Genomic DNA, 13,504 nt, shown 5'->3' with positions numbered 1-13,504 from the left:
TGGCAGAGGACCGGCCGAATGCTGGTCCCTCCCACCCTACCGTCCGGCCGCCTGTTTTGATTGAGGAATCGTAGATGCCCTTGCGACGTTTATTGTCGATCTCGTTAATCTGTTTGCTGTTCACGCCTGTTTTTTCCAAGGGTGCCGATGAGGCCAACACCCAACCCAACGTCATATTCGTGCTGTGTGATGACTTGGGCTACGGTGACTATGGAGTGTTTTTCCAGGACCTCCGTCGCAGGAAGGGAGACCGTGCCGAGCCTTGGCATCTGACCCCGCAGATCGACGCGATGGCATCCGAAGGTGTGCAGTTGCGCCAGCATTATTGTCCAGCGCCGGTGTGTGCACCGTCGCGAGCATCGCTGCTGCTCGGCGTGCACCAGGGCCACAGTAATGTCCGTGACAACCAGTTCGACAAGGCGCTCGAGGACAATCACACCTTGGGAACCGTCATGCAAGGTGCGGGTTATGCGACTGCGGCGATTGGCAAATGGGGACTGCAGGGAGGCCCTTCTCGCCAAGAACGCGAGGCCCTCGAGAAGTCCGGCCAGTCGGTTTCCCCAAAGGACTGGCCAGGCTACCCAACGAAACGCGGTTTTGATGACTTCTACGGCTACGTCCGCCACCGCGATGGCCATGCTCACTATCCCAACGAAGACGGCAAGGAAGTTTGGGAGAATGACCGCGAGGTCTCCAGTGATTTGGCGGGTTGCTATACGGCAGATCTGTTTACTGCGCGCGCCAAGAAATGGATTATCGACCAACGCAGTGAACAGCCCGAGACACCGTTTTTCGTTTACCTCGCATTCGATACCCCTCATGCGAAATTGCAGCTACCCGCGGCACCCTACCCGGAGGGTGGTGGCATCGATGGTGGCCTCCAGTGGACAGGCGAACCCGGGCGGATGATCAATACAGCCGATGGGGTGCCTGACACTTATCTGCATCCTGACTACGCTGAGCAAACATGGGACCACGATGACGACGCGAAAACGCCCGAGCAACCCTGGCCGGATGTCTACAAACGATACGCTGCCGACGTGCGTCGGATCGACGACTGCCTGGGCGACCTCTTGAAACTGCTCGAGGACCTCTCCATCGATGACGAGACACTCGTTGTGTTCACGACGGATAACGGACCGAGTCGCGAGTCCTATCTGCCCGAACGATACGAACCCACGTTTTTCCATTCCTTCGGCCCCTTCGACGGTATCAAACGAGACGCTTGGGAAGGTGGGATTCGAGTCGGTGCGGTAGCACGCTGGCCCGGTACCGCTGAGGGGAATCGAATCAGCGAAGTGCCCAGTCAGTTCCATGATTGGATGCCGACCTTTTGCGAACTCGCGGGCGTCCCCGCCCCTGCTCGCTGCGATGGCACATCACTCGCTCCCATGCTCACCGGACAGGGGACGCAGGCTACGTCGCAAATCTATGTCGAGTACTTCAATGGCCAGCGAACACCGGGCTACTCCGATTTTGAAGAGTCACGGCGCGGCGGGGCCCGCAAACAAATGCAGGCGATCCGCCTCGGCGATTTGGTCGGTGTACGCTATCACGTCCAATCCCATGCCGATCCATTCAAGATCTACAATGTTGTCGAGGACCCGAAGCAGACCAAAGATTTGGCAGCTCAGCATCCCGATATCCAGCAGCAGATGCACGACCAGGTGCTCCGGATGCGACGGCCCAATGAATCCGCAAAACGCCCCTACGATGACGAGCCCGTGCCCGCCGTTTCGGACTCCGGCTCGAAATCCGGCGTGGCCTGGCAAGTTTACGAAGCGAATTCACCCTGGCTAGCACGGCTGGATGACCTGTCCGCCAAAGATAGCGGGGAAGCGAAGTCCATCGAGGACTGCCCGCAGATCCAACCCAACGAATCGCAACTGATCACCGCGTTGATCGAAGTGCCGACCGATGGCAAATACACGTTCTCACTGCCCGCAGGCGTGACGGCCGTATTGCGACTTCACGACGCGACGGTACTCGATGCGGGCTTCGCAGCGTCTCAGGAACAGCTCGACGGTGAGATTAGCTTGGCCGCTGGAAAGCACCCGCTGCGTCTCTATTGGCAGGGCTCCGGTGCGGTTCCCCAGGTGGGCCTGAGCGGCCCGGGCCTGGATAGCTCAACCTTGGATGCTAAGCTCCTATACCAACAATGAGTTCTGCCATGAACTCGTTGTTGCCCACCTCAAGCAGACAGGTCGAGCGAGATTTTCGTTCGACCGAGTGCCTCTGGACGACGACCTCAACAAGCGACGATTCCCCAGCAACCCCGAGACCGACACCTATGAAATTGATGACCTGCTTTGCCGTGATCTTCGCATCGATCAGTCTGGCTGCTCCTGGATGGGCCGATGAAGCAACGCCCCCCAATGTGATTTTAATCCTATCGGATGATCATGGCTTTCCTGACTATGGCTTCATGGGTAGCGAAGTCGCACGGACCCCAAATCTCGATCGCATGGCTGCAGAGAGCCTGCTGTATACGCGTGGCTATGTGATGCCCGTATGCTCGCCGTCTCTGGCCAGCCTGCTGACAGGGCGACTGCCGCACAGTCACGGGATCACCGGCAATGATTTGAGCCAGGCGAGTATTGAAGCCGAAAATGCTAAGGGCAAGCTTGACCGCGACCCACTCTCACAGCGTTTGCTCGCGAACTCACCGATCTTGCCTCAGTCGCTCGACGATGCGGGCTATGTCAGCTTTCAGACGGGCAAGCTATGGAACGTCACGGCGGAAGAAGTTGGGTTCACCCAGGGCATGACCAATCGCGAGGGACGCCACGGTGGTGAGGGGTTGGCCATCGGCAGAAAGTCGATGGATCCCATCTACAAGTTTATCGACAGTGCCGTCGACCAAGAGAAACCGTTCTTCGTTTGGTATGCGCCCCTGCTGCCCCACCTGCCCCACAACCCTCCCGAAGAACTGCTCGCTCGCTATCAGGATCAGGGCCTCAGTCCCGGCGCTGCCAAGTACTACGCCATGGTGGAATGGTTTGATCAAACCTGTGGCGAACTGGACGACTACCTGGACCAGAACGACTTGGCTGACAACACCGTGGTGATCTATCTCGCTGACAATGGCTGGGATGCAGAGCGGCAAGGGCGAGCGAAGTTGTCGCCTTTTGAACTGGGGATCCGCACGCCGATCTTCGTTCGCTGGCCCGGCAAGGTGCAACCTCAACGCGATGAGACGACACTCGCATCCATTCTCGATGTCATGCCCACCATCTTTTCGGCTTGCGGAATTGAGGTTCCTGACGACTTACCGGGACTCAATCTGGTTGATCACCAAGAGATGCAAAAGCGAGACACGGTCTTTGTCGAAGGCTATACCCACGATATCGCCGATCTCGACAAGCCGGAAAAAAGTCTCGTCACACGGGTCGTCATCGACGGGTGGAACAAGTTAGTTGTGCCCGGTTCACGCCGTCCCGACAAAGGATACACGTCAGCTCCGGAGAGCGTGGAGCTGTTCGATCTGAAATCGGATCCACTTGAGAAACAGAACTTGGCGGCGGAGCAGCCTCAGGTTGTCGACCAATTGAAGGGGCTGCTGAAGACTCGCTGGGACGCGGGAGAGTAGCCCACCATGGGATCTGGGCAACGCGTGATTTCATCACGCCCTTCCCGCTCAGGGCAATTTATGGGAGGATGGCGTCTGTGATACGATGCTCATCCCCCCGATAGAAAAGGATCATTTCCATGGCCAGTGAAGCCCTGATCGACTGCCTCAACGAGATTCTCAAGCATGAGTGGACCGGTGTCGCTCAGTATTCCCAAGCTTCGTTCATTCTCGAAGGTGTGTGGCGTGAAGTCTACGCGCCGAAGTTCGAGGGCGATGCGAAGGAATCCTTCGGGCATGCCAATTTGATTGGGAACAAGATCGTCGCCTTGGGTGGCGTCCCCGTCGCAACTCGCAACGAGATCAAACAGAGCAAGGATCTCCGCGAAGTGCTCGAGTTCAGCCTCGCCTTCGAAGCCAAAGCCGTAGAGATGTACACCAAAGCATTGGAACTCGCCGAGTCGGATCGCAGCCTTGTCGTCTTCCTCGAAGATATCTTGGTGCAAGAGCAGGAAGGCGTCGACGAGTACACCAAGCTCCTGCGTGACACCCCAGACGCTCAAGCAGCCAGCGGTGGATCGGCTCGCAAATCGGGCTAGTAGCCCGCGGCTGTCATGGCTCAGCTGTCGCAGTGGATCTTTCATCACTGTCACTGGCCTACAAATTGCCCCCGCGTGTGCTTGCCACACGCCGAAGCGACGTTTTCCAATTAGAAAACCGCGGTATCGACACAAATTCCCCTGTCAGCTTGCCAGACAGGAAACCAAGTCGATCAACTTTGCTGTCACACGGGGCAAGCCCGCGTGGTAGCGGGGTGTATGCTCCATCTTGATCTAATCACAAAACGGAGATTCCTGTCAGACGAGCTGACAGGGGATCCGGTTTTGTGGGTAATGGCCAGGCTCAGCAGGTTCCACTACGAACTGGCTTAGCATCACACGATGAATAAGTGCCGGTTTTAGTAGTGGACGAGGCGACGAGTCCTGCGGCTTTGGACTCGTCGCCTCGTCCACTACGACAGAAATTGATCGTGCGTTGCTTACCGGGCCGTCTTCAGCCGCTGCATTACCTGTTTCACTACTGATTCCACGGTAGCCAGTCCATCGCGGTGTTTCGCAATGGCTGCCCTTTCGGATGTGCCTTCGCCGGAGGGTTGGTCCAGCCCTTCGAGGACGGAGTGGACCATCGACGCGATGCGAGGCTGGGCTGCGGCCAGTTCATCGCGACGGGCGTTGCTATAAGGCACCCGTCCGTCACCCAGGTTCCAGCCGCGGGCGCGAGCGCCGGCTCGAAATCCGTCGGGGAATTCACCCAGGCCAATCATCGCATCAAAGAGCGCGAGCAGATCATACTGCTGACGCATCGCTCGATCGATGCTGCCCTCCCGAACACTGCGATGGATCGCTCGAGTCAATTCGGGCACCACGCCGCTGGTGGCATTGGTGCCGCCATCGATACCAGCGATCAGCATCGGCGCCAGCGAGGCGTCCCAGCCCGTTAAAAACGAGAAGTCTGCTCTCTGAGGCCGAATCGCGGCCATCATTCGCAGCATGTTCGGTAGGTCCCCCGAACTGTCTTTGATGCCGATGATACGTGGCTGCTCGAGGGCCAAGCGAGTTACGGTCTCCACGTCGATAGGTGACGCGAACATAGGAATGTTGTACAGCGTCACATCGACGTCCACGCTGCGGGCGATTTGCGTGAAGTAGGCATGCACCGCGTCGCTACTGAGCTGGTAGTAGAACGGGGCCACGACGGCTACCGCTCGGACCCCCATGGCGCCATAGGCATGGCAGGCAGCGATGGTTTCCTCCACGTTGGCTTCCGCCGCTCCCGCAAGAACGGGCACGCGTCCTGCCGTCTGATCCACGACGACTTGCACGATGCGGCGCCGTTCCTGCGGCGTGAATCTAACGAACTCACCGGTGCTGCCATTGGGGTAGAGCCCGTCGACCCCGCGCTGAATCAGCCAATCAACGTATTCACGCAAGCGTTCCTCGTCCACGCGTCCCTCCGCGTCTACCGGCGTGATGTTTGGTGTGAGAATGCCCGTGATGCGGTTGGGGTGCTCAGTGAGGGAAGACATCGCAGTCAGCAAAAGGAAAGAGGAGAAAACCGAGGTTTAAAACGAGAGAACCGCCCAGGATAATCACAACTCGTTCCACACGCATCGAATGGAAGCATCCATAGCAAGAGAAAGTGCGTCAAAACGAACTATTCGTAGGCCGCTTGCGCAGGTGGAAGCGGTTTTACGCGAAGCCGTGCTTCGACTTTTTTTCTCGAATCTGCCTAATGAATCTGGTGCTGAAGCGTTATCCTGAAAGCACGTGTCCGTGTGCACCTCCTCCACTACCTTGTCTCCTCCGTGAAGAATCTCCCATGAATGCTCGCTGTGGTCTGATCGGCACCTTCATCTCGCTCGTTCTCATTCTCGCTCTGCTCGCCCCCGCCCCTCTCATGACCAGCAACGCCGCCACGCCGCTCGATCCATCGGGATGGAAACCGATCCAGGATGCCATTGAAAGCGGGCTTCCCAAAACCGCGATAGAAGAAATTGAAAAACAGCTCCCGAAGGCCCTGGAACAGAACGATGACGGCCTGATTATTCGTTTACTCGCCACCCGAGCTACGCTCGACGGGATGCTCGAAGGCGGTGGCGAAGTCCACCGGATTGTCCGACTGCAAGCCGATATGGAGACAGCACCCGCATCGACCAAGCCGGTCATCAACGCGATTCTCGCCAATTGGTTCTGGAGCTATTATCAACAGAATCAGTGGCGGTTTCAAAATCGCACGGAGATCGATCCGCAGGTCACCGGCGCAGCCGAACCGGTCAAGATCAAATCCGTCGATGACATTACGACATGGTCCCGGCAACGCATCATCGGGCAGTCGGCAGCCCTCTTCGAGGCAGCGTTAAACTCCGACGACGGCAGCGAAAAAACACTTCGTCAAACACCGATTGGTGATTACGACGACTTGCTCGTCAAAGGATCCGCTCCGGACGAGTATCGGCCAACGCTTTATGATTTCGTCGTCGCGGACGCGATCGATTTCTATAACGACGCCCACCAGACCTACGCCGGCCCCGCCGCTCGCTTTGAATTGATGGCCGACTCGCCCATTTTCGCTGACGTCGACGCGTTCCTCCGCTGGCAAGTTCCCAATACCGATGCCGCGTCCCCCCTGCGGCGGGCAACGACTCTGTATCAAGATTGGCTGGAATTCCATCGCGGGGATGACGACTCCACCGCGTTGATCGATGCCGATCTCCATCGCCTCGATTTTGCACGAGACCACGCTATCGGTGATCCTGATGGTGACCGTCTCGAAGAAGCGTTGAAGTCGTTTATCGTTCGCTACAAGAAGAGCCCACTCTCCACTCGAGCCCAGTTCCATTTAGCGACTCACGCCCGACAGAACAATGAACTCGTCCGCGCCCATTCAATCGCCCAGTCCGCGATCGATGCTCATCCAGAGAGTTTGGGTGCCCGCCAGTGCGCCGTACTGATCGAGCAAATCGAAGCTCCCTCGATCGAAATTGCCACGGAACAGATCTGGAATCCCGATCTGGACGAAGCTGCCCAGGCGAAGATCAATGTCAAGTATCGCAATACGACAACGGTCTACTTTCGTCTCGTCAAACTTGACTACCAAGCCCTCCGCGAAGCCGGCCAACAACCTCGATACACCAATCGTGATCAACGAATCGAGTTGATGGCGAGCGATCCTGTCGCCTCTTGGTCAGCCGATTTGCCACCGACCGAAGACTATCGCGATTCCACCGAGCATCTGCCCGCTCACCTGGACGTGCCCCGAGGCGCCTACTACCTGATCGCGAGCACATCGGAAGACTTTCCGCTCGAAGGTGAGTACACCGCCCTGACAGATGTTTGGATCAGCGGTCTGTCCATTGTCGTCGAGAGTCGCTACGACGACCAAGTCATCGTTGGGTATCTCGTCAATGGCCGCAGTGGCGAGCCCCTCGGCGGTGCGAAAATCGACGTCTGGGGACAATCGCGGTCCAATCGCGGACGCCAGGAGGCGAGTCGGCAAACGACCCTCCAAACGAATGAGCAGGGACGCTTTGCATTCGACAGCACAGGACTGCGAGGCGTCAACTTTCTAGCCACCCACGGCGACGATCAACTATGGTCACGTACACTCAATTCCTATGGCAATCGCAATCGGGGCAGCGAGGATCACGACGTCACTCGAAGTCACTTCTTTACCGATCGATCCATTTACCGCCCCGGACAGGTGCTCCGTTATAAGGTCATCTGCACGCGGTCAAATGCAACACAGAACGAGTACCAAGTTTCCGCTGACCAACAGATCACTGTCGAACTGCTCGATGCCAATAACAAGGTTGTTCACACAGCGAACCATCGCTGCAATGAATTGGGCAGTTGTCATGGCAGTTTCAACCTGCCCGCCAGCGGATTGACCGGGGGCATGATGCTGCGTACGACGGGAGCGTTCCAAGGTGCGACGTCGATCCGTGTCGAAGAATACAAACGCCCCAAATTCGAAGTCAAGATTGAGGCGCCCACCGACCCCGTGCGTTTGGGCGAACCGGTCACGGTGTCCGGCGAGGCCACAGCGTACACCTCAGCCGCGATCGACGGTGCCAAGGTCAGCTACCGAGTGATCCGCAAAACGGAGTTCCCCGTTTGGTGGAGGTATCGCTGCTGGTGGCTACCGCCATCGCCTCAGCCTGAACAAACCATCGCCGAAGGCACAACCACGACAGATGAAACCGGCAAGTTCTCGGTGACTTTCGACGCGCTCCCAGACCAATCGGTCGACCGCGAAAGTGAACCGAAGTTTCGTTACGAGATCACCGCCGATGTAACCGACACGACGGGCGAAACTCGCGACGCGGTCACCAGTGTGCTGATTGGCTACACGACGATGGAAGCGACGCTGAGCACATCGCAGGCGAATTGGTTGTCTGACGAGCAGCCGATCGAAATCAACGTGGCAACCAAAACGCTGCAGGGAGATGCGGTGTCCGCGAAAGTCAAAGTCGACGTCTACTCGCTCAAGAAACCTGAATCGATTGGACGCAAACGGATCGGCAACTCTGGCGTCTGGGACCGTCTCGGTGTCCAACCGGGCCAGCTCGACGAGAACGAAGACAAGGTTCGGGCGGAGGAGCCGAACTCATGGCCCCAGGACAAAATTGTTAAAACCGTTGAACTGACAACAGACGCAGCGGGCAGCGCCAACTTTGAAGTCGAACTCGGCGCAGGTAACTTCCGCGCCGTCCTCTCCGCAGTCGACTCCGCCGGTAACGACGTCCAAGCGATTTTGCCCCTGCAGGTGATCGATCCCGATGCTGAGCGGTGCGAACTGGCCATCGCCAGTCTGTTCGCCACCGAGAAAAACTCCTACCAGCCCGGTGAAACGTTCCGAGCGGTCTGGGGTAGCGGCTACGCGGCCGCTCGCGCATTCGTTGAAGTCACCCATCGCGGCAAAAGCTTGCAACAATTCTGGACTTCCGAGGACCGCACCCAGGTCGAGATCACACAAGATATCGACGAGTCCATGCGGGGCGGGTTTCAAGTCCGCGTGTGGATGGTGCGAGAAAACCGCTTGTATCTGCATCAAACCCACGTCAACGTCCCCTGGTCGGATAAAGAGCTCAGTATCCGCTGGGAACACTTCGTCTCCAAGCTCAAGCCGGGGCAACAGGAAACATGGACCGCGGTTATCGAAGGCCCTGGGGGGGATGCATCCGATCAGGGCGAGGCCGCAATGCAGCAGGCAGCGGAAATGGTCGCGACGCTCTATGACGCGTCCCTCGATGCTTTCACGCCGCATGTATTTCACAGCGGATTCGGACTGTTCTATCAAGATCGCGATCACGTTTCGATCGATGACCAGAACCAGTGGGACCATTTGCAGCAGATCTCGTCGCATTCTTACAGGAGATCCCACGTCGCGCAGCTGACCTATCGTCAGTACCCAGTCGAACTGCAGAGTCATGCCCATCGGCCGGGCAGGATGCAAGCATTGGGGAGATCTCGGGGCGTCATGCCAATGATGATGGCCGAAAGCGCAGTGATGGCCGATGGAGCCGAGCCTGCTGCCGCTCCGAAACTGGCCATGAAAGCGGGGGCAGCGGCGGACGTCGCCGAAGAGGGCATGCTCGATAGCTTTGCTGCTAGCGCCGATGACACCGGCGCCGCTGATAAGAAGAACGTCGACCTATCGGACGTTGCTCCACGCAAGAACCTCAACGAGACCGCGTTCTTTTTCCCCGACCTCCTCGCCGATGACGATGGCGTTGTGAGAATGAACTTCACCATGCCCGAGGCGCTGACGCGGTGGCAATTCATCGGCTTTGCCCACACCGCTGATCTGGCCGGCGGACTGCTGCGTGATACCGCCGTGACGAGCAAAGACCTGATGGTCCAGCCGAACCCGCCACGCGTGCTGCGTGAAGGCGACGAGATCGAAATCACTGTGAAGGTCACCAACCAATCTCCGACCGTCCAAAGCGGAACCGTGGCGTTGCAATTCTCCAGTGCCCGCACCGGAGACAGTGTCGACAACCAACTCAGTAATGCAGCTGTGCGTCAATCGTTTGAGATCCCCGCCGGTCGATCACAGTCGTTCTCCTGGCCCATTCGCGTGCCCGATGGAATTGGGTTTCTAACCTACAAAGCGGTCGGTTCAACGGGCCGGCTATCCGATGGTGAAGAAGGCTATCTGCCCGTTCTATCGCGTAAGATTCTGGTGCATGAATCGATCGCACTGCCTGTCGATGGCAAGGAGACGAAAACATTCACGCTCGATAAACTCGCCGATCTGAATCCTGACTCAAGCTCCATTCGCAGCGAGTCGCTGACGGTGCAGATGACGTCCAACCCAGCCTGGTACGCGGTGATGGCACTGCCGTACCTGATGGACTACCCCTACGAATGCAGCGAGCAAACGTTCAATCGCTTGTACGCCAATCTGTTGGCCAGACACATCGCGACGTCGGATCCGAAGATCGAACGGGTCTTCGACGTTTGGCGCAATCAACCGATGCCATCCAAAGACGCACCCGGTGGCCGTGATACGCTTGCCTCCCCGCTGCAACAGAACGAAGAGCTCGCCTCGATCGCGCTCACCGAAACGCCATGGGTGCTCGAAGCGGAATCGGAATCTGAGGCCCGACGCAATGTGGGGATCCTGTTCGACCAAAACCGGGTGAACGACCAAGTCCAGCGGTTGACGCGGCGGCTGATCGACGTACAGGCCGATGACGGTAGCTGGCCGTGGTTCCCCGGCGGCCGATCGAACTCGTTTATCACACTCTACATTGCGACCGGGTACGGCCGATTGAGGCATCTCGGCGCCGATGTCGATGCTTCGCCCGCGATCAAAGCTCTCGCCCATTTGGATGCGTTTAGCAAAAAATTGTATGACGACATCGATCCGGACGATCGCAATCAGAATCATCTGTCGAGCACCATCGCTCTGTATCTCTACGGACGTAGCTTCTTCCTCGGGGATGCCGATGTGGCTGTTGATGCGAAACCGGCCCTCGAGTATTGGCTCGACCAGGCTGCCGAACACTGGCTCGAACTCCCACGCATGAGCGAAGCTCATGTCGCGATCGCTTTGAAGCGATTTGGACGGGCCGACGATGCCGGTGCCATTGTCCGATCGCTGAAAGAACGTAGCCTGACCGACGATACTGGCATGCACTGGAACGATGAGGTGCGAGGCTGGTTCTGGTACCAAGCCGACATTGAAACCCAAGCGATGATGATCGAGGTATTCGATGAAGTCGCCGCGGATCAATCGTCGGTCGAATCGTGCAAAGCATGGTTACTGCGTCAAAAGGAGACTCGCTCGTGGGAAACTACCAAAGCGACAGCGGATGCCGTTTACGCGCTGCTGCTACGGGGCGTGGACATTCTCGCTGACCAAACTCTTGTCGACGTCAAAGTCGGCGAGCAAGCCGTTGAACAGGAAAGCGTCGAAGCCGGAACCGGTTTCTACGAGCAGCGATTCACAGCCGCTGAGATCAAGCCTGAAATGGGATCGATTACCGTGACCAAGACCACCCCCGGGATCGCGTGGGGCGGCGTGCATTGGTCGTTCTTTCAGAACGTTGACGAAGTCACGCCGCACGAGGGCACTCCCCTCGAAATTCAAAAGCAGCTCTTTGTCGTTCGCAGCACTCCGAGCGGTGAGGTTCTCCGGCCGATCGTCGGCGGCCTCGTCGCTGGCGCGGGTGCGGACTCGACGCCCAATCAGAATGTCGATGCCGATGGCACGCCGATCGAGGTCGGTGACGAAATCGTCTCACGCCTGATCGTTCGCGCCTCGCGAGCGATGGAGTTCATCCACCTGAAAGATTCCCGCGGCAGCGGAACCGAACCGACCAACGTTCTCTCTGGCTATCGCTGGCAGGATGCACTGGGGTACTACCAAAGCACGCGAGATGCTGCCGAGCACTTCTTTATCGATGACCTACCCAAGGGAACCTATGTGCTCGAATCACGCAGTCGCGTGCAATTGAAAGGGCAATATCAATCCGGTCTGGCGACGATCGAATCCATGTACGCCCCCCAGTACAACAGCCACAGCGAGAGCTATCTGATGAAAGTGGGAGAGTAGATGAGCCATAGAGGGATCGGCCGCTTTATCGCGTCAGCGTCTGGCGACGCAGCGCCGTCACGCTAGCGGCCGTTAGGGCGACAGCAAGGGTAAACCAGATGGAGGCGGGTTCCGGAACAGCGACAACGTTGATCTGGAACCCGTCCTGGCCCACGATCGCCTGGATCTGGTCCAGGTAGGGCTGTACGTAGCTGTCGAAACTATACGTGTCGCCCGTGTTGCTATCGGTACCGACACCCAGGTGGATCCCCACGAGCGCCATTTGGCCATTGATCTCGGTCAACGAACCGCGACCGGAATCTCCCCCAGCGAAGTACAGTTCATCCGATGCGGGTTGCCCGGGGGGATTGTCATAGCGATATAGCAGCGATTCTGTGATCGCTCCGGTATTGAGTAGTTCCGCTGTTTGAGCAAAGTCTGCTGTGTCTCGGCCCGCGCGATTGCTCTGCACAAACAGATTGATATCGCGGCCAGCCAGCGAACTGAAACTGCCACCGAAAAGCGGCATGGGATCGATCCCATCGGCTGGCGAGATGGGATTGGCCAGTCGCACTACTGTCAGATCACTCCCGTGGACACTGCCGGCGGGCAGCACCGTACCGTTGGACAGAGTGAAATCCGAGGTAAGCGTTGTCTGCAAAGCAGTCCGCGAGTGCGCCGCATAGGTGTGACGTGTCCCATCGGCAGCGACGAAGGTGGCGCTGTTGGTAAAATAATGAGTAGCGGTCAGGTAATGTTGGGGCGAGATCAACACAGCGGGGGTCAGCCCGACACCCGTGATCGTGCTGTGGTCGAGCAAGAAGGTTGGGTTGAGTGGATCCGGATCGGCTGGATCGCCAGCGACGAATCGATCATGGCGCGCGGGATCGAAATCAGCAAAAATCGCTGCCGAGGCAAGTCCAGTGGTCAGCAATAGGCCGAGCACAGCGAGACTCAATCTCATTAGTAAGCCAGTCTTCCCAAACATATTCTCGTCTTTGCCAGTTGTGATGCCGTTGAAATTCAATCCATTTGCGGGCAACCGCCGCTCGGGGACAACCTACCCGAGGGCCGCTATCTTAGATGGATTGTAGCTGGAAGTGCGATCGCAGAACTCGCCACTGTCTCGGCCAATGAGTGTTCGGCTATAAAGTCACCTCGAATGGGGGATAGAAGCCGTTTGTGTTGCCCCACAAACAGCTCGCAGGGCTTTCGAGTCGATTGGTTTAAGAGGCATCGCCGCAAGCCCCAAACAGGCAAAGCTGACACGTCGAGCAAAGTCACCTCCCTCATCCCTGTGTGAGTGGCGTAGACAGAATGACGGCGTAACACCAT

General features: G+C 57.8%; 6 protein-coding genes. 4 read left to right on the top strand and 2 right to left on the bottom strand.

Translation table 11 applies throughout. The features are described from left to right. Window positions 1-74: 74 nt before the first annotated feature. The 3 genes from CA85_RS14310 to CA85_RS14300 all read left to right on the top strand — a co-directional run bounded on the left by CA85_RS14310 (window position 75) and on the right by CA85_RS14300 (window position 4,167). Window positions 75-2,162 (top strand): sulfatase-like hydrolase/transferase, encoded by a 2,088-nt coding sequence (locus tag CA85_RS14310; protein WP_146392001.1) that lies wholly within the window; start codon window positions 75-77, stop codon window positions 2,160-2,162. Window positions 2,163-2,290: 128 nt separating this feature from the next. Next, on the top strand, window positions 2,291-3,589 hold the full coding sequence (locus CA85_RS14305) for a sulfatase family protein (protein ID WP_246112803.1): 1,299 nt from the start codon (window positions 2,291-2,293) through the stop codon (window positions 3,587-3,589). A gap of 119 nt (window positions 3,590-3,708) precedes the next feature. Then, window positions 3,709-4,167, top strand: a complete 459-nt coding sequence (locus CA85_RS14300) for a ferritin-like domain-containing protein (protein WP_146392000.1) — start codon at window positions 3,709-3,711, stop codon at window positions 4,165-4,167. Between the two features lie 440 nt (window positions 4,168-4,607). On the opposite strand, the gene CA85_RS14295 is transcribed toward CA85_RS14300, so the two are convergent. Continuing rightward, on the bottom strand, window positions 4,608-5,654 hold the full coding sequence (locus CA85_RS14295; protein WP_146391999.1) for a dihydrodipicolinate synthase family protein: 1,047 nt from the start codon (window positions 5,652-5,654) through the stop codon (window positions 4,608-4,610). A gap of 293 nt (window positions 5,655-5,947) precedes the next feature. Here CA85_RS14295 and CA85_RS14290 point away from each other — a divergent pair, with 293 nt between their 5' ends. Next, window positions 5,948-12,190, top strand: coding sequence for an alpha-2-macroglobulin family protein (locus CA85_RS14290; protein ID WP_246112802.1), 6,243 nt, complete (start codon window positions 5,948-5,950; stop codon window positions 12,188-12,190). Window positions 12,191-12,215: 25 nt separating this feature from the next. Here the strand turns inward: CA85_RS14290 and CA85_RS14285 are convergent, their stop codons facing one another. After that, entirely contained in the window at window positions 12,216-13,133 is a 918-nt protein-coding gene (locus CA85_RS14285; protein ID WP_146391998.1) for a PEP-CTERM sorting domain-containing protein, read from the bottom strand. Window positions 13,134-13,504: the final 371 nt, after the last annotated feature.

Source organism: Allorhodopirellula solitaria (assembly GCF_007859855.1).
Taxonomy (GTDB): Bacteria; Planctomycetota; Planctomycetia; order Pirellulales; family Pirellulaceae; genus Rhodopirellula; species Rhodopirellula solitaria.
Note: the sequence above shows the minus strand (reverse complement) of the source record. Positions and strands in the feature narration are given on the sequence as shown.